This is a genomic window from Solidesulfovibrio alcoholivorans DSM 5433 (assembly GCF_000702665.1).
GTDB classification, from domain to species: Bacteria; Desulfobacterota; Desulfovibrionia; order Desulfovibrionales; family Desulfovibrionaceae; genus Solidesulfovibrio; species Solidesulfovibrio alcoholivorans.
In genome coordinates this window covers 1-19,446 of the sequence record NZ_JNJA01000031.1, presented here as the reverse complement: position 1 = coordinate 19,446, position 19,446 = coordinate 1, and the positions used below count along the sequence as shown (strand labels likewise).

Genomic DNA, 19,446 nt, shown 5'->3' with positions numbered 1-19,446 from the left:
CCAAATCCGTACTTACCCCGAGCCAACGACGCGCCAACGAAGCCAACGGTTTTGGCCCCCAACTTTTTCTTGGGAACGAAAGATTTGGGGTTGACTTCGGGACGAGTTTGGGGCACTTAGTCTGTTCCCTGATTCTGTTTATAGGACCGTAGCTCAGGGGGAGAGCGCTTGCTTGACACGCAAGAGGTCGGGAGTTCAAATCTCCCCGGTCCTACCATAGCAATGACAGGGAGGCTTCGGCCTCCCTTTTCTTTATAGGACGGGGAAGCGCCCCTCCGGAGAGATGACGTGCAGGTCCTTATAGATGATAAGTCCATCGAGGTGGCGGCAGGTGAATCTTGCACGCAGGTCTTGTCGCGCGCGGTTTCCGGCAAGCGTCTGAAGAACGCTGTGGCCTGCTTCGTCGATGGGCAAGCCCGCGACTTGGCCGCTCTCGTGCCTGACGGCGCGCGGGAACTCGCTCTCGTGCCTGCGGATTCTCCGGCCGGTCTTTCCATTATCCGCCATTCGGCCGCGCACATCATGGCCGAGGCCGTCAAAAAGCTTTTCCCCGCCGCCCAGGTCACCATCGGACCAGCCATTGAAAACGGCTTCTACTACGATTTCGCCCTCGAACGGCCGTTCACACCCGAAGACCTCGAAGCAATAGAGGCGGAGATGCACAAGAGCATTGCCGCCAATGTGCCGTTTTCTTGCACGTATGTTCCCAAGGAAGAGGCGAGGGCGCTTTTCTCCGGGCAGGGCGAGACCTACAAGCTCGAAATCATGGACGAGAACATCGTCGGCGAAGAGGTTTCCCTCTATCGTCAGGGCGATTTTACCGATCTGTGCCGCGGTCCCCATGTGCCGACGACCGGCATGGTCAAGGCCGTCAAGCTGCTGTCCGTGGCCGGCGCCTATTGGCGCGGCGACGAGAAGCGGCCCATGCTGCAGCGTATCTACGGTGCGGCGTTCGCTTCCGAGGCCGACCTCAAGGCCTACCTGCACCACCTCGAGGAAGCGAAGAAGCGCGACCACCGCAAGCTCGGTACCCAGCTCGACATGTTCAGCTTCTCCGAGGAAGTCGGCGCGGGCATGCCCATCTGGCACCCCAAGGGTGAGCTCGTGCGCACCATCCTCGAGGACTTCGAGCGCCGCGAGCACCTCAAGCGCGGCTACCAGCTCGTGCGCGGCCCCCTGATTTTGCGCCGCGAACTCTGGGAACGCTCCGGGCACTACGACAACTACCGCGAAAACATGTATTTCACCGAGATCGACGAACAGGCCTACGGCATCAAGCCCATGAACTGCCTGTCGCACATGCTCATTTACAAATCTCGCATCCGCAGCTATCGCGACCTGCCGCAGCGCTATTTCGAACTCGGCGTCGTGCACCGCCACGAAAAATCCGGTGTGCTGCACGGCCTCTTGCGCGTGCGCCAGTTCACCCAGGACGACGCGCATATCCTTTGCCGGCCGGACCAGCTCCTTGACGAAATCACGGGCGTGATCAAATTCGTCCAGGACGTGGTGGCGCTTTTTGGCTTCGACTACGAAGTGGAGCTTTCCACGAGGCCGGAAAAGTCCATCGGCTCGGACGAGGACTGGGAGCGCGCCACAAGGGCCTTGACCGAGGCCATGGAGTCCCTGGGGCTGCCGTACGAAATCAACGAGGGCGACGGCGCTTTCTATGGACCCAAGATCGACATCAAATTGAAGGACGCCCTGGACCGCCGTTGGCAGTGCGCCACGGTGCAGTGCGACTTTACCTTGCCGGAACGCTTTGATCTCGTCTATACCGACGCGGATGGGGAGCGCAAACGGCCCGTGATGCTGCACCGCGTGATCCTTGGCGCCGTGGAGCGCTTCCTCGGCGTGCTGCTCGAGCATACCGCGGGGGCGCTGCCCACATGGCTTGCCCCGGTGCAGGCCCGCATCCTCATCGTCACCGACGCCCAGAAGGAATTCGCCGAAGCGGCCCGCGACAAGCTGGCCGAGGCCGGCGTCCGCGCCGAGCTCGACGACCGTAACGAGAAGCTGGGCTTCAAGGTACGCGAAGCCCAGATGGAGAAGATCCCCTACATGCTCGTGGCAGGGGACAAGGAAAAGGAACTCGGCGGCCTGAATGTGCGCCTGCGCTCCGGGGAAAATCTTGGCGTCAAGTCCCTGGACGAAGTGGCGCTCCTTATCACGGCCGATTGCCAAGAACCGTTCAAGCGTGGAGGGATGCGCTATAACTTCCGCTCCCAGTAGTGATCCCCGGTGTAACCACCGGATTCGGGCCCGCGAAGTGCGGGTGATCGCCGACGACGGCGCCCAGGTGGGTATCATCCCCACCAGCGAGGCGCTGCGCATGGCGCAGGAAAAGGGCCTCGACCTCGTTGAGGTCGCGCCCAACGCCGAGCCGCCTGTGTGCAGGATCATGGACTTCGGCCGCTTCAAGTATCAGCAGCAGAAAAAACTGCAGGAAGCGCGCAAGAAGGCGGCCACGGTCCAGCTCAAGGAGATCAAGGTCCGTCCGAAGACCGACGAGCACGACTACCAGACCAAGCTCAAGCACATCCGTCGCTTTCTTGAGGACGGGGACCGCTGCAAGGTCACGGTGTTTTTCCGCGGCCGGGAAATCGTGCACAAGGACCGGGGGCAGAACATTCTGGCCCGTGTCGTCGTCGACCTGGGGGAGTTGGCCCGTGTGGAGCAGGAGCCGCGTACCGAGGGCCGCATGATGACCATGTTGCTCGCCCCGCAAGTCAAGAAAACCCCAGCGCCCGCCTGATCCGCGCGCGCTCAAGGAGCCCGATATGCCCAAGATGAAGACCAACCGCAGCGCTGCCAAGCGTTTCGGCAAGACCGGTTCCGGCAAGTTCACGCGTCGCCGCCAGAACCTGCGCCATATCCTGACCAAGAAGAACGCCAAGCGCACCCGCCGCCTGGGCCAGGGCACCCTGGTCGATTCGGCCAACGAGAAGGCCGTGCGCCGCCTGTTGCCTTACGCGTAAGCGGACCGGCAGCGATCCTCACCACGCACATTAAGGAGCCGAAACCATGCGCGTCAAACGTGGACAAGCCGCCCACAAGCGGCACAAGAAATTCCTGGGCATGGCCAAGGGCTATGTCGGAGCCCGCAGCAAGCTGTACGAAACCGCCCGCGAGGTCGCCGAACGCTCCCTGGTCTACGCTTTCCGCGACCGCAAACAGCGCAAGCGCCAGATGCGCAAGCTCTGGATCATCCGTATCAACGCCGCGGCCCGTGAAAACGGCCTGTCCTACAGCGTGTTCATGCGCGGACTGACCCTGGCCGGCGTGGAACTGGACCGCAAGGTCCTGGCCGACATGGCCGTTCGCGAAAAGGACAGCTTCCAGAAGCTGGCGGAGCTGGCCAAAGCCAAGGTGAATTAAGTGTCCAAAGGACCTGCGCTCGTTGCCGAGCTGGAGGGCCTGGTCGGGGAGTGCGCCGCGCGCCTCGACCAGGCCTTGACGCTTGAGGACCTCGAGGCCATCCGGGTCGAATTTCTCGGCCGCAAGGGTCGCCTCGCCGGGCTCATGGGGCAGTTGCCGGGCCTCGACGCCGACGGCCGGCGCGACGCCGGTCGGGCCGCCAACACGGTCAAGCAGTCCCTGACCGGGCTTTACGACGCCAGACTTGCGGCGCTTTCGCGCGCGGCAAGCGATGCCGCCCTGGCCGGATTCGATCCGACCGTTCCGGGGCTGGCCCCCTTCGGCGGAAGCCTGCATCCCGTGACCCTGGTCACGGCCGAGATCTGCAAGGCTTTCAGCGAGCTGGGCTTTACCATCGTCACCGGCCCGGAGATCGAGACCGACTACTACAATTTCGAGGCCCTCAACATGCCTCCCGAGCATCCGGCCCGGGACATGCAGGATACGCTCTACATCACGGACAACGTGGTGTTGCGCACCCATACCTCGCCCTTGCAGATCCGCACCATGCTGGCGCAGAAGCCGCCGGTCGCGGTGGTCGCCCCGGGCAAGGTCTACCGCCGCGACTCGGATCTCACGCACACGCCCATGTTCCACCAGATAGAAGGGCTGCTCGTGGACGCAGGCGTGTCCATGGCCGACCTGCGCGGCACGCTCACCGCGTTCGTGCGGCGCATTTTCGGCCCCAGGACGAACGTGCGTTTCCGGCCGAGCTTTTTCCCGTTCACCGAACCGAGTGCCGAAGTGGACATCTCCTGCGTCCTGTGCGGCGGCAAGGGCGCGACCGAAGCCGGGACCTGCCGCGTGTGCAAGGGCACCGGGTTCGTGGAGATCCTCGGCTGCGGCATGGTCGATCCCAACGTCTTCGACGCCGTAGGTTACGATACCGAACGCTACACGGGCTTCGCCTTCGGCATGGGCGTCGAGCGCGTGACCATGCTCAAGTACGGCATCGGCGACCTGCGCATGTTTTTTGAAAACGACGTTCGGTTCTTAAGCCAGTTTTAATCAAGGGGGCTCCTGCCCCGGAACTTGGCCCGGATTGCCGGGCGTCGCTCCCGGCAACCCCTATCGGGGTTTACCGGGAGGATGGGGTCCGGGGAAGGAACCCCTTTTTGCAAAAAGGGGTTCCTTCCCCGGCCGCCGGAGGCACACCATCATGCTGCTCAGTCTTGCCTGGCTTCGCGAATTCACGCCCTATGACGGCACGCCCGAGGCGCTCGCCGCCCGCTTGACCATGCTCGGCCTCGAAATCGAGGAGATCAAAAATCCCTTCGCGGAGATCATGGCCGTGGTCGTCGGCCGGGTGCTTACGCGCGAGGACCACCCCGATTCCGACCATCTTTCCTGCTGCACGGTGGACGTCGGCGGCGCCGCACCGTTGCCCATCGTCTGCGGCGCGGCCAACGTCGCCGCCGGCCAGCTCGTGCCCGTGGCCACGGTCGGCGTCACGCTGCCGGGCGGCCTGACCATCAAGAAGAGCAAGATTCGCGGCCAGGTTTCCGAGGGCATGATCTGCTCGGAATCCGAACTCGGCCTGGCCGAGGGCAAGAGCGCCGGCATCATGGTCCTGCCCGAAACCTGCGCCGTGGGCCAGGCCCTGCCCGCCGCGCTCGGGCTCGACACCTGCGTGCTCGACGTCTCCATCACGCCCAACCGCGCCGACTGCCTGAGCGTGCTTGGCATCGCCCGGGAAACGGCCATGGCTTTCGACCTGCCGCTGACCATGCCCGAGGTGACCTATGCCGAGTCCGGCCCCGACGCCGCGACGCAGGTGGGCATCGACATCGAAGACGCCGAGCAGTGTCCGGTCTACCGCGCCAAGCTGATCACGGGCGTCACGGTCGGCCCGTCCCCGGACCGCATCCGCTGGCGGCTGCTCGCCATCGGCCAGCGCCCCATCTCCAACATCGTCGACGCCACCAACTACGTGCTGTTCGAGCTCGGCCAGCCCCTGCACGCCTTCGACAGGAACAAGCTCGCCGGCAATACGGTCAAGGTGCGAAACGCCTCCGAGGGCGAAAGGATCGTCACCCTCGACGGCCAGGAGCGCATACTTGCCGCGCGCGACCTGCTCATCTGCGACGCCGAGAAGCCCGTGGCCCTGGCCGGTGTCATGGGCGGGGCCAACAGCGAGATGGAAGCGACGAGCACCGACGTGCTGCTCGAATGCGCCATTTTCCGCCCCGGGGCCATCCGCAAGACCGCCCGCCGCCTGTCCCTGCCGAGCGAAGCCTCCTACCGCTTCGAGCGCGGCGTGGATCAGGTGGGCTCGGTTTACGCCATGCACCGCGCCGTTGCGCTCATGCTCGAAACCGCCGGCGGCACGGCGCTTCCCGGCGAAGCCAGCGCCGAACCCAAACCTTACCTGCCGCGCGGCATCGGCTTCCGTCCGGCCCGGGCGAGCATGCTCCTTGGCGAGGAGATGCCCGAGGATTTCTGCCGCAAGACGCTTTCCGCCCTGGGCTGCGCCTTGACCGGAACCGACCCGTCCGGTGCCATGGCCGTGACCCCGCCGCCGTACCGCCTGGACCTCGAACGCGAGGCCGACCTCATCGAGGAAGTGGGGCGGGTCTACGGCCTGGACCGCATCGCGCCGAAGCTGCCGCGCGTGTCCAAGTCGCTGGACGACGCCGCGCCCGAGACGGAGTTCGCCTTTTGGGCGCGCCTTCGCGCCTACTGTGTCGGCGTGGGGCTGCGCGAGGCTGTCAACTACAGCTTCGTCGGCCACGGCGACTTGGACCTGCTGTGCCTGGATACGGCCTGCCGCGTGTCCGTGGCCAATCCGCTCTCCGAGGACCAGAACGTCATGCGCCCCATGCTCGCTCCGGGGCTGCTCGGCTCTGTGCGCCACAACATTGCCCAGGGCAACGCCAACCTGCGCCTGTTCGAGGTGGCCCGGATTTTCACCGCCGACGCCTCCGCCGACTCCACCGCGCGGGAGGCCGGCCGGTGCGGCATCGTCCTGCACGGCGCGCGTCATCCCGAAGGCTGGCCCTGGCCCAGGGACGAGGAAGCCGGCTATGCCGACGTCAAGGGTCTGGTCGAGGGGCTGCTGCGCCATTTCCATCTGCCCGAGGCGGCGTATGACCGGGTGCAGGAGTTGCCGTGGCTTGCGCCGCAGGTCGCCGTCACCTGCGAGGGCAGGCGCCTGGGCGTCATCGGCCAGGTCGCGCCCGAGACCGCCGACGCCTTCCACGCGCGAAGCGCGCTGTGGCTGGCGGAACTGGACCTCGAAGCCTTGCGCGTGCTGGTCGACAGCCGCAAGCCCGGGTTCACGCCGCTGCCGGGATTCCCGCCCGTGCGCCGCGACATCACGCTCGCCGCGCCCGAGGGCGTGACCGTGGGCGCGGTGCTTGCGGCCATTCGTGCGGCCAAGGCCCCCATCTTCGAGGACGTGCTGCTCCTCGACGCCTACACGCCCGAAGGAACGGACGAACGCCGCCTGACTTTCCGCATCACCTACCGCCACCTCGAAAAGACGCTCAAGGACAAGGAAGTGGACAAGGTCCACGAGGCCCTCGTCCAGGCCGTTACCGCCAGGCTGCCCGTGACGCGGCCCTAGCCGCCCGCCTGTTCGCGCCTCTTCCTGACAAAAAAACGCGCCTGCCTCGGTCTTCGCCGGACCGGGGCAGGCGCGCTGCGTTGGGGGAGGGGGGAACGCTTCAGGGACCGGGAACGCCGAGCCGGTGCCCCCAATGTTCGGTCACGAGCTTGCGCCGGCCTTGGGGGGAGACCGTGTCCAGGGCGTCGACCAGGGTGCCGGAAAATTCTCCGGAAACGCTGTCCCAGGCTGCTTTCCAATCCTTGAGCGCCTGGGCCGTGCCGGCCTTGCTGTACGGGTCCGCCGTGATCTGGGCCATGAGTTCCTGCCGTGCCGCGAGCAGCTTTTGGCGCGCCGCGAGAAACCGGTCCTGATCGCGCAGGATGACGGCCTTGAAGGCCGCGGCCTCGTCGGCCGGCAGGGTCGCCTCGACGCGGGCCAGCAGGCGGGAGAGCATGGTCCTGTCCCGCGATGGTCCGGCATAGCGGGAATAGAAATGTCCGCCGATTGCCGCGAGGAGAAAGAGGTTCAGGACGATCGAACAGGGCAGGGCAATCCGTCGCCAATCCCGTGGGCGCGCTGCTGACTCGGCCATGGTGTCCTCGCTATTCTTCCAGGATGGCGATGGGCGTCGGTTGCAGGAGGGCGCTCAGGCCATCCTGCGCGGGCGACGTCGTATAAAGCGCGCCAAGCACGAGGCCGGCCATGACCGCGCAGCTGCAGGCCGTGGCAAGCCCGGCCAGGCGCAGTGAAAAAGCGTACCCCAGGCCGCTTTTCCATCGCGACAGCAACGGGACAACTGCGTCGTACGCCCGGGGATTCGCCTCGGGCGCGGCGATGCGGGCCGCAACGTGCCGGCGCAGCCGCGCCAGGGCCGCCGCTTCGCTTGCGGCCGGGAGCAGGCGTTCAAGCTCCCGCGCGCCCGCCTTTGCAAGTGCGGTGTCCAGGGCCGCAGCCGCATGAAAAACGGCCTGGGCCCGCAGGGACGTGGCGAGCAATTCCCGCGCCGCTTCCCGGGATTCTTCCGGCCAGCGATGCAACTGTGTGCCATAGCTTGCGGCAAGTGTTTCGAATTCTTCAAGGGGCATCATGGATGCGCCTCCTTTTCCTGTCCTCATGACCGCAACCGTTCCCGCAAAAAGGCCCGGCCGCGCGCCAGCAGCCGTTCCACGGCCTTGACCGACACGCCGAGCGCCTTTGCCGTTTCGGCTCCGGAAAGCCCTTCGTCGTAGACGAGGGTCATGGCCGCCCGCTGCCGGTCCGGGAGCGCTGCCAGCGCCTTGGCCAAATCCGCCTGGCGCTCGTCGTCCTCCAGGCGTTGCGGGATGTCCGCCGCCGGATCGACGGGGTCGAAATCCTCGGGCAGGGACTCCGTGCGCGTGCGGCGGCGCTGGTCGATGCACAGGTTGGCCACGATCCGGTAGAGCCACGTGCTGAAGCGCCCGCGCGCCCCGTCGTAGCGCCCGACCTGGGACCATGCGCGCACGAATGCTTCCTGGACCACGTCCTCGGCCGTCGCGGTGTTCCGCAGCATCCGCGTCGCCACGCGCAGGGCGAACGCCCCGTGGCGCAGGACGATCTCCTCGAAGGCGCGGCGGTCGCCGTCTGCGGCCCAGGCGGCAAGGGCGGCGTCGGCGGCGTCCGCGTAGACGCGCGGGGCGTGCGCGACGCCCGCGTCACGGGCGGCAGGGCGCGAAAGTGATACGCGCCATGCCAGGCTGGGCCAGGTTCTTTCCACGTTGCGCAACCCCATGGACGCTTTTGCCAGTCGTATCCGGACAGCCCGGAGCCAGGACATTGTCCGCGCCCTTCCGGCGACGCCGGTTGCCGTTGCCGGTCACCGGCGCCGCTTTATCGCGTAGACGGCCGGCGGAGGGGCTTGGTTACACTGCCTCGTGCCGCGCATGCCGGCAAGGAGTCGCTACTGCGCCGCTCCCTGGGCCTGTCCGGCCGCCTTGGCGTCGCCGAGGGCCTGCTTGCAGGTCGGCGAAAGCTTGTCGGCGTTCTGCTTGAGACAGGCGATGATGCGGCCGCCTCCGGGCTGCACGCCGGAGCACAAGGCCTTGTAGTCGGCCGCGCAGGCCTGTTTCAGGGCTTGCGTCTTGGCCCCGGAGGCCTGCTGCGCAAAGGCCGGGCCGGCAAGGCCGAGGCAAAGCGCCGCAAGCAGCGCCACCGCCGACAGGCGCGGGCGAAAGCGGTTTTTTCCGTCATGGCGTCTGGAAATACCCATCCATTCCTTCCTTTCGTTTTCGTGGGGTTGCGTGCCGTTTCCCGGGAGGGCGCGGTCCGCGCGGGTTTTTGTGCCGCCAACCGTTGCCATGGCCGCGGCTCCGGCCTACGCATGCGGCCCTGTGCCGCATGCCGCCCTCACTGCTGCTACGCGGCCGGAGGGGGAAACCCCCGCACCCGGGTGCGACGACGCTTGCCGTCGCAATGCGGGGGGCTTTCGGACGAGCGGCGTATCATGCGCAAGGAGCCGCAGCCGGGCGCGCATCGCGCCGCCCGATGCGGCCGATAACCCCAACACGAGGGAACATTGATGAAAATTCGTCTGATCGTCGGCATGGCGCTTGGTGCACTGTTGCTCTTCTCCGGCGCGGCCATGGCCAAGGATACGGCCGAAACCGTACAGGGCGCCCTGGTCGGTCCCGGCAAAGGCTTCGTGCGGCTGCTCGACAGCCTGGACTTAAGCGCCGCCCAGAAACACCAGGTGGCCGCCATTCTCAAGGACGCCCGCGACAAATCGCAGCCCCTGCGCGACTCCCTGAAAGCGTCGTTCGCCAAGCTGCGCGAGATCATGGACAAGACCCCGGGAGACGAGGCCGCCGTGCGCCAGGCCGCGAAAATCATGTCCGACGCGGCCGTCGAACTCGCCGTGGAACGCGGCAAGGTCAAGGCCGCCCTGGACGCCCTGCTGACCCCGGAACAGCGGTCCAAGCGGGACGCGCTGCGGACCGAGTTCAAGCAGAAGTTCCTGGAGCACAAGGAAAACCGGCACCAGGAGATCGACGCCTGGATCGAGCGGAATTTGTAGAGAGGTGTCGGCAGGGTCGGAGGAGTGGGAGGGAAGATGCCTCCGGCGGCCAGGAGGGGATGATCCCCTCCTAGACCTCCTCGACGGGAGCGGAGGGGAGAGAGTCGGGAACGGCAAGCGGCGAAGCGCCGCATTTTAAGAAAATTCCTTTAAACTCGCTCCGCAGGGGCGATGGGCCTGCGATGCCGGAATTTTCCCCACGACCACGCCTTCATCCGCTTACCCAATCCCCCCGCCCAGAGGGGGCGGGGGGGGGATGATCCACCCCCCCGGCCGTCGGAGGCATCTTCCTTCTTCCTCTCCCTCTATTGCAACAATCCCTGCGCGCGCAGCAGGGCGGACAGGACCGTGAGGGTGGCGAGGTTGAGGACGTTGGTCGTGACGGCGATCATGGCTACCTCTTCGGGTACCTGACCGTAGATTTCCGCCAGCACGTAGGTGAGCAGCGCCGTGGCCGAGCCGCACATGATGACGCCGACGGCGAGCCAGGTTCCCGTGACGCCGAACAGGAGCAGCAGCGCCCAGGCGAGCAGGGGGTTGACCACGAGCTTGAGCAGCGTGGTCGCGGCGAGCCGGAAATAGCCGAAGCGCGTGTCGCCGGAAAACGCGACGCGGAGCCTGTCGCGCAGGTCGAGCCCGAGCGCCAGGAGCATGCACGGGGCCGTGGTGTTGCCGACCATGGCCGCGGCCTTGTCCAGGGGCCCCCACAGCCCCAGGCCCGTGACGCACAGCGCAAATCCCGCGAAGGTGCCGAGCATGAGCGGATTGAGCAGCACGGCCCGGGCCAGGCGCGCAAAGGCTCCCTTGGACTCCTTGCCGGACAGCTTCAGGTATTCGAGCTGCACCTGGCAGGGGATGCTCACGACGTTGGGAGTGATGACCGCGAGGCCCGCGGCGACCAGCGCCTCCTTGTTGCCGGGCAGAAGGCTCATGACCACGGGCAGGCCGAGGAAGGCGACGTTGCAGCAGCTCCCGGACAGGGCGATGATCGCGGCCTTGCCGTGCCCGCGTTTGCCGAGGAGGAGTTCGCCGCAATAGCCGACGGCGTAGAGGATGACCTGGGAGAGCAGGATGGCGGCCCAGAAGCCGCCGTGCAGGATGTCGCCAGGGGCGGAACCGGCCAGGATGTGGACCATGAGGATGGGCAGCGCCGCATAAAGGACGTACCCGCCGATGATCGAGCCGGTCTGCTTGGGCAGCACGGAGAAGATGTCGAGCACGACGCCGAGGGCGATGACGAGGAAGACGGGCAGGATGAGCAGCAGAGAGAGCAGCATGGCGTGGCGTGATGGAATTCTGGGTGTTTCGTGGAGGTGCGCGGCGGCCTCACAGGAGAAGCGCGCCTTCTGGCGATAGTGGCCGCGGGGCCGCATGTCCAGGGATATCTTCCCGATGGGAGTGCCCCGCCGGAAAAGGGACGCCCCGACGCTTTCGCGTCGGGGCGTAGAAGCGGGGAGGGGGCGGCTAGCCTTCGATGAAGGCGAGCAGGTCCGCGTTGACCTTGTCCTTTTCCGTGGTGCAGATGCCGTGGGAGCCGCCGGGGTACTCCTTGAGCACGCCGTTTTTGACCAGCTTCACGGCGGCGCGGGCCGCGGCGTCGATGGGCACGATCTGGTCGTCGTCGCCGTGCAGGAACAGCACCGGCACGTCGATGCCCTTGAGATCCTCGGTCTGGTCCGTTTCCGAGAAGGCCTTGATGCAGAAGTAGGAAGCCGGGAAGCCGGCCAGCATGCCCTGCCGCCAGAAGGATTCGCGCACGCCCTCGGAAACCTTGGCCCCGGGGCGGTTGTAGCCGTAGAAGGGCAGGGTGAGGTCCTTGAAGAACCGGGAGCGGTCGGTCCTGACCGCCTCGCGGATGCCGTCGAAGACTTCCAGGGGCAGGCCGCCCGGGTTGGCCGCCGTCTTGAGCATCAACGGCGGGATCGCGCCGATGAGCGCGATCTTGCCCACGCGCGCGGAGCCGTGGCGGGCGAGATAGCGCACCACCTCGCCGCCGCCCGTGGAATGGCCCACATGCACGGCGTCGCGCAGGTCGAGCGCCTCGGTCAGCGCGGCCAGGTCGTCGGCGTAGGTGTCCAGGTCGTTGCCGTGCCAGGGCTGGCTGGAACGGCCGTGTCCCCGGCGGTCGTGGGCGATGACGCGGTAGCCCTTGGAAGCCAGGAAGAACATCTGGTCCTCGAACGCATCGGCCGAAAGCGGCCAGCCGTGGCTGAAGACCACGGGGCGTCCCTGGCCCCAGTCATTGTAATAGAGCGTCGTGCCGTCTTTGAGCGAAAGCGTCGCCATGGTCGTTCTCCTTGTGGGTACGTCTGGTCCCGTGCGGATGGACCGGCGTTTGGCTGCGGATTGGGCGCGGCGCGCAGGCGTGTTCGCCGCCGCGCCGGACGTCGGGCCGGAAAGGACTCCGGCCTGTATTGCAAATAGGCGCGCGGGGGCTTCTGTAAAGGGACGGCCGCGCGGTTTGCCGGGCTTGACCCGGGGGACGGCTTGGCGCATGAACGGACGGTATGCTGCAAAGGACCTATAAGATCGGCGAAGTCGCCAGTCTCACGGGACTCAAACCCTTTGTGCTGCGTTTCTGGGAAACGGAGTTTCCGCAGCTTTCCCCCGTGCGCACGAAGAAGGGGCAGCGCCTCTACTCCGACGAACACCTCGAACTGGTCGCCCGCATCAAATCCCTGCTCTACGAAGAGAAACTGACCATCGATGGCGCGCGCCGCCGGCTGTCCGGAGCCGCAGAAGGACAACCGCTGTTGCGTCAGGTATTCGACGAGTTGCAGGCCATCCGGCGCATGCTGGACGCGTGATCACGCCGCGTGCGGAGCATTGCCCCGCGCAGACGCGCCGATTGCCGCCGCGGCTTGCCGCATTGTCATACGCCGCGTCGCCTTGTCCGCGAGGCGGGCCCCTCCCAAAATGTCGGAAATCCCCTTGCCGCGCCCGATCCCCGCGTTCGGGGGCGCGGGCGCGCGCCGGACGGCGCGGGCGTGACATCGCCGCGTCGGGCCGGTTTTTCCGGGCCGGCCCCGTTTCGTGGCGGCGGCGTGACGCGGCAGGGCGCATTGGCTATGGACGTGTCGCGGTTTTTACATTATTGAGAGTTCGCCTGCGGCCGTGGAGAGATGTCGGCTGTGTGGCGAGAGAGATGGGGAAATTTTTTTTCGCCGGCCACGCAAGGACATACGTACGGGTCCGATGCGGGCGGCGTGGGGCGGGCGTCGCCGGATCGCCATTTGTGCGGCCCCCCGCGGCCACGGGGCGGCGGGCGGCAGCGGCGGCGCATGCGCCCCTCGACGTGTAACCTGTTCAACACATGCAAGAGGACCCTATGAGCGGAATCAAGGCTCGGCTGGACGCGATCTCGGCCATCATCAATTACAAGCCGTCGCATGCACCCCTGAATTTCAGCGAGACCAAACCCACCGAGGTCTTCGGCTGCAATGTCTTCAACGACAAGGTCATGCGCGAGCGGCTGCCCAAGGACGTCTACAAGTCGCTCAAAAAAACCATCGAGCTCGGCCAGAAGCTCGATCCGTCCATCGCCGACACCGTGGCCAACGCCATGAAGGACTGGGCCATCGAACGCGGGGCCACCCACTTCACCCACGTGTTCTACCCCCTGACCGGCCTGACCGCCGAAAAGCACGACGCCTTCCTCGTGCCCGACGGCAAGGGCGGCGCGGTGGCCGAATTTTCCGGCAAGATGCTGATCCAGGGCGAGCCCGACGCCTCGTCCTTCCCCTCCGGCGGCCTGCGCACCACGTTCGAAGCCCGCGGCTACACCGCCTGGGACGTGACCAGCCCGGCCTACATCCTGGAGAACCCCAACGGCACCTTCCTGTGCATCCCGACGGCCTTCGTTTCCTGGACCGGCGAGGCCCTGGACAAGAAGACCCCGCTTTTGCGCTCCAACCAGGCCCTCAACAAGCAGGCCCAGCGCATCCTCAAGCTCTTCGGCGTGCAGACCAAGCTGCCGGTGGTGTCCTATGCCGGTCCCGAGCAGGAATACTTCCTGATCGACCGCAACTTCGTCTTCTCGCGCCCCGACCTGCTCATCGCCGGCCGCACCCTGTTCGGCGCCAAGTCCGCCAAGGGCCAGGAGTTCGAGGACCAGTACTTCGGCGTCATTCCCCGCCGCGTCCTGGCCTTCATGATGGAAGTCGAGCGCGAGCTCTACAAGCTCGGCGTTCCGGTCAAGACCCGCCACAACGAAGTGGCTCCCAGCCAGTTCGAGATCGCCCCGATCTTCGAGGCCGGCAACCTGGCCACCGACCACAACCAGATGGTCATGACCGTGCTGCGCACCGTGGCCAAGCGCTACGGCCTGATGTGCCTGCTGCACGAGAAGCCCTTCGCCGGCATCAACGGCTCGGGCAAGCACCTCAACTACTCCATCGGCAGCGCCGAACTGGGCAGCCTGTTCGATCCGGGCGACACCCCGCACGAGAACGCCCAGTTCCTGGTCTTCTGCGCCGCCGCCATCCGCGCCGTGCACAAGTTCAGCGCGCTGCTGCGCGCCACCGTCGCCACGCCGTCCAACGACCATCGCCTGGGCGCCAACGAGGCCCCGCCGGCCATCATGTCCGTCTACCTGGGCGAGCAGCTGGCCGACGTCTTCGAGCAGATCAAGAAGGGCAAGGTCGAAGGCTCCAAGCAGAAGGGCATCATGAACATCGGCGTCGACACCCTGCCGCCGCTGCCCATGGATCCGGGCGACCGCAACCGCACGAGCCCCTTCGCCTTCACCGGCAACCGCTTCGAGTTCCGCGCCGTGGGCTCCTGCCAGTCCATCGCCGGTTCCCAGGTCGCCCTCAACACCATGATGGCCGAGTCCCTGGACTACATCGCCACCAAGCTCGAGGCCGCCACCGCCGGCGACCCGGCCAAGCTCAACGCCGCCGTGCAGTCCGTGATCCAGGAGATCATCAAGGCGCACGACGCCGTGGTCTTCAACGGCGACGGCTACTCCGAGGAATGGCACGCCGAGGCCGAAAAGCGCGGCCTGCCCAACCTCAAGACCACGCCCGACGCCCTGCCGGTGCTCACCAGCCCCGAGGTTGTCAAGCTGTTCACGACCTACGGCGTGTTCAGCGAGGCCGAGCTCGCCTCCCGCAAGGAGATCTACCTCGAGCAGTATGTGAAGACCATCCAGACCGAGGCCGCCCTGGTCGTGCGCATGGCCAAGACCATCATCTTCCCGGCCGCCATGCGGTACCAGGGCGAGCTGGCCGCCACCTGCGCCAACCTGAAGGCCATCGGCCACGACTTCAAGATGACCACCCTCGAGTGCGTCACCGCCAAGCTGCGCGACCTGCAGGCCAAGGTCGCCGAGTTCGAGAAGCTCCTCGAGCACAGCGCCGAGGACACCCTGGCCGAAGCCAAGTTCATGTGCTGCACCGTGCTGCCGGCCATGCTCGAGATCCGCGCCGTGGCCGACGCCCTGGAAGCCGTGGTCGCCGACGACCTGTGGTCGCTGCCGAGCTACCAGGAAATGCTGTTCATCCGCTAGTCCGCCAAGGCCTGACGGCCCCGGGCGCGCCCGGGGCCTTGCAATTGCAAAGCGCCGCCCCGGATGTGTCCGGGGCGGCGCTTTTGCGTGGGCCGTCGAAAGAAAAAGGAAAGGGTTCCCCCTGCGCCGGGAGGCCGGGAGTGGGCCGTCGCGGGGCGCCTAGAACTTGTATGTCCCGGCGTTCGGCATCACCCCGCCTCCAGAACCATCCTTGTTGCCGAAAGCCTGGTCCAGCATGGGCTTGAGCGTGTCGAGCCCGTTGGATTCGTCTTTCGGCTTGCTGCTGTAGTTCAAGCGCGGGGAGGATTTGTATTCGGATTTTTTGGACGGCTGCGGGGTGGAGTTGTTTTGCTCGGCGCCGCTTGGCGCATCGCCGGCAAACGCGACGCCGGTCAGGAGAAGGTGGCAGACAACGATCAACGCAAGACTTCTCATACGACCTCCTGTGCAATGCCGCCGCGCCGGGACGACAACCGGGCCGGCGCAAGGTGTCGGGCCTTGCCGCCCCTGGCCCCTTGGCGGCGCGAACCGCATGCGATTGTTCATGCCAATCTCGGGGCGACATGGCAACGGCAAGCAGGTCGCCGGCAAGGTCCACAGGCCCTGGTGGGGCGACTTCCCCCGCTTTCACTCATGCACAATCTCGAATTGGGGGACATACGGTGGACAACGTCATCCGGCAAAAAGAAAAAGGCACTTAGCTTTTGGCTAAGTGCCTGTGATTTGCTGGTGGGCCATCAAGGACTCGAACCTTGAACCAACGGATTAAGAGTTCTTTTTTATACCCTTCACTTTGGTTCACTGGATTCCACAAAAATATTGACTCTACAAGGGTTAGCTCCTATTTCTCTCTCATCGGGACACACTCACTTTCACTCAGTTTCAGCTAAAAAGTGGGGAGAGGGTGGGGAGAGGGTAGGCCAACGGATCGGCTCGGCCGCTTTGGCGTTAAGGTCATGCGTCGCTCCCCATTTTCTCCCCACGATACCCGGGAGGGCCAATCATGGCGGTCACATGGAACAAGACGAATTTTCCCGGCGTCCGCTACTATGAACATGCCACCAGGAAGCACGGTGTCCAGAAAGACAAATACTTCGCCATCCGGTTTCAGGCCTGCGGAAAACGTCGTGAGGAAGGGCTTGGATGGGCAAGCGAGGGCTGGAGCGCGGCCAAGGCTGCACAGACCGTGGCGGAACTGAAAAAGGCTGCGACCACGGGCGAAGGGGCCACCTCCCTTGCCGAGAAGCGTCAGAAGGCCGAAGAGAAGCGTCAAGCCGAGGCCGAGGCCCATGCTCAGGCCGAACGTGACAATGTGACCTTCGAGCACGTCTTCCTCGATTCCTATTTTCCCATCGCCAAGAAGAACAAGGCGCAACGATCCTGGCAGAAGGAGGACCAGTGTTACCGCCTGTGGATCGCTCCTGTATTGGCGGATAAACCCCTCAAGGATATTGCTCCCATCCACTTGGAGCGCATTAAGAAGAATATGGCCGAGGCCGGCCGGGCTGCACGATCCATCACGTATACCCTGGCCGTGGTGCGGCAGGTTTTTAATTTTGCCCGGGATCATGACCTATTTGCCGGGCAAAACCCCGTGACCAAGATCAAGAAGCCGAGTTCCGACAACCGCCGGGTGCGGTTTTTATCCCATGAGGAAGCCGACCGATTGCTTGCTGCCCTGGCCGAGAAAAGCCCCCAGGTGCGGGACATGGCGCTTCTGTCTCTGCACTGCGGTTTGCGGGCAGGCGAAATCTTTTCCCTGACCTGGGGCGACGTGGACATGGAGCGCGGCGTTTTGACCCTGCGAGATACCAAGTCAGGCAAGACCCGGGCGGCTATCTTGACCGACGCGGCCAAGGCCATGTTGGCGGACAGAGAGCGCCGAGGCCCGGCCGACCTCGTGTTTCCGTCCGAGACAGGGGAGAAAGTGGGGCAGGTGTCGCAAACTTTCATCAAGACCGTGAACGCCTTTGGCTTCAACGATGGCGTGACCGACGCTCGGCAAAAGGTGGTGTTCCATAGTTTGCGGCACACGTTCGCGTCCTGGCTGGCCGAGGCGGGCACAGACCTCTACACGATTCAGCAACTCATGGGCCACCAGTCTTTCGCCATGGTGCAACGATATGCCCACCTGTCCCCGGACACGCTGCGCCGGGCGGTAAAGGGCCTGGAGGCCGGCATGGACGCGGCCAAGGCCCGAGACAAGAAGGTTGTGCGCCTCGGAGACCAGTAAGAATCCCGGTGATGAGGAGCCGCCATGCCTCAGCCCAATTTGTCCCCGGACAGAAATCACGGCCCGCGCCTTCCCACCTGCTCCTCCTGCCGCTGGCGCATCAACGGCACATGCCGTCGGCACGCGCCCACCATCGTTCGCGGGCTCCTCAACGGCGAGGCTGGCACTTTGGCCGTCTGGCCCCAGGTCGAAGACGGGCACGCTTGCGGGGATCACGTTTTTGCCACCAAGTTGGAGGCGTAGCCACTTGCGCCGCTATAACATAAATATTATATGAAGGGTGCCATGAGCGGATGGGATGCGCATTTCGTCAACGGGGTAGCCGAAGCCGAGTTTGAGGCCCTTCCCATCGACATCCGGGCGAAATTGACCCGGGCTCTGGACTTGCTCAGGGCGAAGGGGATTGCGGCGTTGGCCATGCCCTTGGCCCGGCACGTGGAAGGGAAGATTTGGGAATTGCGGGCGACCGGGCGTGACGGGATCGGGCGAAGCCTCTATGTGGCCGCGTCGGGGAAGCGCCTCTTGATCTTGCGCTCATTCATCAAGAAGACGCAGAAGACCCCGCGCGTGGAAATTGAAATAGCCGTCAAACGACTCGGTGAGGGGGATTGATATGGCGACCGTTCCTTTCAGCAAGGTCCGTGAACGGATGATGGCCGATCCTGAATTTCGGAAGGAATATGATGCGCTCGAAGAGGAATTTGCCCTCATCGAGGCGATGGTCGAGGCCCGTACCCAAGCGAACATGACTCAAGCGGACGTGGCCAAGGCTATGGGCGTAAGCCAGCCCCGGGTGGCGCGGATCGAATCCGGGAAAAACGTCTCCCTGGAAACCCTGCGGCGCTACGCCAAGGCAACCGGCGGCAAGCTCAAGATCAGCATTGAGCCGGGCAAGGCGAAAGGAAACCTCCGGGAGGCCAGATAGCCCCATGGATGCCGATTCCATCCACTGGCGGGAAGTGCTGCCCTTCAAGGATGAGGAATTGCCCGGCGTGTTTCTGGCCGAGGCCCTGAAGATCGACCCCAGGCGGTTGCTGGCCGTGTAGCCCGGCAGGACCACCATGGATCAATCCGACGCGCTCCACCTCATCTACCTGGCCCTTCTCCTCGCAGCCATCGTGGCCATGCGCTGGTGGCCGGGATTGAACTATCGCAAGTTCGACTGGCGGCTGTTCAAGAGCAAGGGGCGCAAGAAGGATTGACGCAGATTTCCCCGGCCTAGCCCTGCCCGCCAGTTAGTCCCGCGCCTTCCGTCCGCTCCCCACCCGTACTTTTTTCGTTCCCATCCCTGGCGCAACGCCACCAACGAACGGTAGCTTAAAGCAATCTACCGTTTTTCATTATTATTTCTCGGAAGAAGTTCAGCCAACAATAATGTTGATCAGCATGGAATATTGACCCCTCTTTGGATGAAATCAGCGTCCAAAATTGACCCCCTCGGCAGCCCCCTTAGATGTCTTCGATCATCGGAGACGGGAGGGGCAGCGAGAGGAGATGCTGATAGTGGAAACGATCAGGAAGGTCCGGCTGGCCGCGATGCGGCAAGAAAAGCCGATCAAGCAGATTGCCAGAGAACTGCGCCTTTCCAAAAACACGGTACGGAAAATCCTGCGGGGCGACCTGACAGAACTGCATTACGAACGTCGTGTGCAGCCACGCCCTATGCTTGGAGCATTTATTGCGTCCCTGGAACGTCGGCTGGAGGAAGA

20 protein-coding genes, 1 tRNA gene and 1 pseudogene are annotated in these 19,446 nt (G+C 65.0%); 15 read left to right on the top strand and 7 right to left on the bottom strand.

What is annotated here, in order from left to right:
- The first annotated feature begins 142 nt into the window (after positions 1 to 142).
- The 7 genes from Q368_RS0122150 to pheT all read left to right on the top strand — a co-directional run bounded on the left by Q368_RS0122150 (position 143) and on the right by pheT (position 6,982).
- Positions 143 to 217, top strand: a tRNA-Val gene (locus Q368_RS0122150).
- Positions 218 to 288: 71 nt separating this feature from the next.
- Positions 289 to 2,232: a threonine--tRNA ligase gene (thrS, locus tag Q368_RS0122145; RefSeq protein WP_029461203.1), complete on the top strand. Its 1,944-nt coding sequence runs from the start codon at positions 289 to 291 to the stop codon at positions 2,230 to 2,232.
- On the top strand, positions 2,213 to 2,755 hold the full coding sequence (infC, locus tag Q368_RS0122140) for a translation initiation factor IF-3 (RefSeq protein WP_029461202.1): 543 nt from the start codon (positions 2,213 to 2,215) through the stop codon (positions 2,753 to 2,755). The genes thrS and infC overlap by 20 nt, the downstream gene beginning before the upstream one ends.
- A gap of 25 nt (positions 2,756 to 2,780) precedes the next feature.
- The gene (gene rpmI / locus Q368_RS0122135) at positions 2,781 to 2,978 is read left to right on the top strand and encodes a 50S ribosomal protein L35 (RefSeq protein WP_029461201.1); all 198 of its coding nucleotides are present in this window, start codon (positions 2,781 to 2,783) and stop codon (positions 2,976 to 2,978) included.
- Between the two features lie 46 nt (positions 2,979 to 3,024).
- The gene (gene rplT, locus Q368_RS0122130; RefSeq protein ID WP_029461200.1) at positions 3,025 to 3,378 is read left to right on the top strand and encodes a 50S ribosomal protein L20; all 354 of its coding nucleotides are present in this window, start codon (positions 3,025 to 3,027) and stop codon (positions 3,376 to 3,378) included.
- Positions 3,379 to 4,425, top strand: a complete 1,047-nt coding sequence (pheS, locus tag Q368_RS0122125; protein ID WP_029461199.1) for a phenylalanine--tRNA ligase subunit alpha — start codon at positions 3,379 to 3,381, stop codon at positions 4,423 to 4,425. It abuts the gene before it with no gap.
- Positions 4,426 to 4,576: 151 nt separating this feature from the next.
- On the top strand, positions 4,577 to 6,982 hold the full coding sequence (gene pheT, locus Q368_RS0122120) for a phenylalanine--tRNA ligase subunit beta (RefSeq protein WP_029461198.1): 2,406 nt from the start codon (positions 4,577 to 4,579) through the stop codon (positions 6,980 to 6,982).
- Between the two features lie 100 nt (positions 6,983 to 7,082).
- Here the strand turns inward: pheT and Q368_RS0122115 are convergent, their stop codons facing one another.
- From Q368_RS0122115 to Q368_RS0122100, 4 genes are all read right to left on the bottom strand, one after another.
- Positions 7,083 to 7,556, bottom strand: a complete 474-nt coding sequence (locus tag Q368_RS0122115; protein WP_029461197.1) for a periplasmic heavy metal sensor — start codon at positions 7,554 to 7,556, stop codon at positions 7,083 to 7,085.
- A 10-nt stretch (positions 7,557 to 7,566) separates the two neighbouring features.
- A complete protein-coding gene (locus Q368_RS0122110) occupies positions 7,567 to 8,052 on the bottom strand; it encodes a hypothetical protein (protein ID WP_029461196.1) in 486 nt (161 codons plus the stop codon).
- A 23-nt stretch (positions 8,053 to 8,075) separates the two neighbouring features.
- The gene (locus Q368_RS0122105; protein ID WP_245611449.1) at positions 8,076 to 8,699 is read right to left on the bottom strand and encodes a sigma-70 family RNA polymerase sigma factor; all 624 of its coding nucleotides are present in this window, start codon (positions 8,697 to 8,699) and stop codon (positions 8,076 to 8,078) included.
- Positions 8,700 to 8,882: 183 nt separating this feature from the next.
- Complete coding sequence (locus Q368_RS0122100; protein WP_052360348.1) at positions 8,883 to 9,191, bottom strand: cysteine rich repeat-containing protein; 309 nt, start codon at positions 9,189 to 9,191, stop codon at positions 8,883 to 8,885.
- A 309-nt stretch (positions 9,192 to 9,500) separates the two neighbouring features.
- On the opposite strand from Q368_RS0122100, the gene Q368_RS0122095 reads away from it, so the two are divergent.
- Positions 9,501 to 9,995 carry a Spy/CpxP family protein refolding chaperone gene (locus Q368_RS0122095; RefSeq protein WP_029461193.1) on the top strand — a complete coding sequence of 165 codons (495 nt, stop codon included), beginning with the start codon at positions 9,501 to 9,503 and terminating at the stop codon, positions 9,993 to 9,995.
- 305 nt (positions 9,996 to 10,300) lie between these two features.
- Here Q368_RS0122095 and Q368_RS0122090 read toward each other — a convergent pair whose 3' ends face one another.
- Entirely contained in the window at positions 10,301 to 11,368 is a 1,068-nt protein-coding gene (locus Q368_RS0122090; protein WP_245611447.1) for an AEC family transporter, read from the bottom strand.
- Positions 11,369 to 11,459: 91 nt separating this feature from the next.
- The gene (locus Q368_RS0122085; protein WP_029461191.1) at positions 11,460 to 12,281 is read right to left on the bottom strand and encodes an alpha/beta fold hydrolase; all 822 of its coding nucleotides are present in this window, start codon (positions 12,279 to 12,281) and stop codon (positions 11,460 to 11,462) included.
- A 221-nt stretch (positions 12,282 to 12,502) separates the two neighbouring features.
- On the opposite strand from Q368_RS0122085, the gene Q368_RS0122080 reads away from it, so the two are divergent.
- Complete coding sequence (locus tag Q368_RS0122080; protein ID WP_029461190.1) at positions 12,503 to 12,802, top strand: MerR family transcriptional regulator; 300 nt, start codon at positions 12,503 to 12,505, stop codon at positions 12,800 to 12,802.
- A 521-nt stretch (positions 12,803 to 13,323) separates the two neighbouring features.
- Positions 13,324 to 15,504, top strand: coding sequence for a glutamine synthetase III family protein (locus tag Q368_RS0122075; protein WP_029461189.1), 2,181 nt, complete (start codon positions 13,324 to 13,326; stop codon positions 15,502 to 15,504).
- A 159-nt stretch (positions 15,505 to 15,663) separates the two neighbouring features.
- On the opposite strand, the gene Q368_RS0122070 is transcribed toward Q368_RS0122075, so the two are convergent.
- A complete protein-coding gene (locus Q368_RS0122070) occupies positions 15,664 to 15,939 on the bottom strand; it encodes a hypothetical protein (protein WP_156955845.1) in 276 nt (91 codons plus the stop codon).
- 568 nt (positions 15,940 to 16,507) lie between these two features.
- Between Q368_RS0122070 and Q368_RS0122065 the strand changes: the two genes are divergently transcribed.
- The 5 genes and pseudogenes from Q368_RS0122065 to Q368_RS26130 all read left to right on the top strand — a co-directional run.
- Positions 16,508 to 17,737: a tyrosine-type recombinase/integrase gene (locus Q368_RS0122065; RefSeq protein WP_029461187.1), complete on the top strand. Its 1,230-nt coding sequence runs from the start codon at positions 16,508 to 16,510 to the stop codon at positions 17,735 to 17,737.
- Positions 17,738 to 18,022: 285 nt separating this feature from the next.
- Entirely contained in the window at positions 18,023 to 18,349 is a 327-nt protein-coding gene (locus Q368_RS0122060; protein ID WP_029461186.1) for a type II toxin-antitoxin system RelE/ParE family toxin, read from the top strand.
- 1 nt (position 18,350) lies between these two features.
- Entirely contained in the window at positions 18,351 to 18,662 is a 312-nt protein-coding gene (locus Q368_RS0122055; protein WP_029461185.1) for a helix-turn-helix domain-containing protein, read from the top strand.
- A 136-nt stretch (positions 18,663 to 18,798) separates the two neighbouring features.
- A complete protein-coding gene (locus tag Q368_RS26715; protein ID WP_169740614.1) occupies positions 18,799 to 18,939 on the top strand; it encodes a hypothetical protein in 141 nt (46 codons plus the stop codon).
- Positions 18,940 to 19,231: 292 nt separating this feature from the next.
- Positions 19,232 to 19,446: pseudogene (locus Q368_RS26130) on the top strand (IS21 family transposase); the annotation flags it as partial.

Excerpts from the sequence above, each read along its gene's own strand:
- rpmI (WP_029461201.1), top strand. The coding sequence starts at position 2,781 with ATGCCCAAGATGAAGACCAACCGCAGCGCTGCCAAGCGTTTCGGCAAG.
- rplT (WP_029461200.1), top strand. The coding sequence starts at position 3,025 with ATGCGCGTCAAACGTGGACAAGCCGCCCACAAGCGGCACAAGAAATTC.
- pheT (WP_029461198.1), top strand. The coding sequence starts at position 4,577 with ATGCTGCTCAGTCTTGCCTGGCTTCGCGAATTCACGCCCTATGACGGC.
- Q368_RS0122115 (WP_029461197.1), bottom strand. The coding sequence starts at position 7,556 with ATGGCCGAGTCAGCAGCGCGCCCACGGGATTGGCGACGGATTGCCCTG.
- Q368_RS0122110 (WP_029461196.1), bottom strand. The coding sequence starts at position 8,052 with ATGATGCCCCTTGAAGAATTCGAAACACTTGCCGCAAGCTATGGCACA.
- Q368_RS0122100 (WP_052360348.1), bottom strand. The coding sequence starts at position 9,191 with ATGGGTATTTCCAGACGCCATGACGGAAAAAACCGCTTTCGCCCGCGC.
- Q368_RS0122095 (WP_029461193.1), top strand. The coding sequence starts at position 9,501 with ATGAAAATTCGTCTGATCGTCGGCATGGCGCTTGGTGCACTGTTGCTC.
- Q368_RS0122090 (WP_245611447.1), bottom strand. The coding sequence starts at position 11,368 with ATGCGGCCCCGCGGCCACTATCGCCAGAAGGCGCGCTTCTCCTGTGAG.
- Q368_RS0122085 (WP_029461191.1), bottom strand. The coding sequence starts at position 12,281 with ATGGCGACGCTTTCGCTCAAAGACGGCACGACGCTCTATTACAATGAC.
- Q368_RS0122080 (WP_029461190.1), top strand. The coding sequence starts at position 12,503 with ATGCTGCAAAGGACCTATAAGATCGGCGAAGTCGCCAGTCTCACGGGA.
- Q368_RS0122075 (WP_029461189.1), top strand. The coding sequence starts at position 13,324 with ATGAGCGGAATCAAGGCTCGGCTGGACGCGATCTCGGCCATCATCAAT.
- Q368_RS0122070 (WP_156955845.1), bottom strand. The coding sequence starts at position 15,939 with ATGAGAAGTCTTGCGTTGATCGTTGTCTGCCACCTTCTCCTGACCGGC.
- Q368_RS0122065 (WP_029461187.1), top strand. The coding sequence starts at position 16,508 with ATGGCGGTCACATGGAACAAGACGAATTTTCCCGGCGTCCGCTACTAT.
- Q368_RS0122060 (WP_029461186.1), top strand. The coding sequence starts at position 18,023 with ATGAGCGGATGGGATGCGCATTTCGTCAACGGGGTAGCCGAAGCCGAG.
- Q368_RS0122055 (WP_029461185.1), top strand. The coding sequence starts at position 18,351 with ATGGCGACCGTTCCTTTCAGCAAGGTCCGTGAACGGATGATGGCCGAT.
- Q368_RS26715 (WP_169740614.1), top strand. The coding sequence starts at position 18,799 with ATGGATCAATCCGACGCGCTCCACCTCATCTACCTGGCCCTTCTCCTC.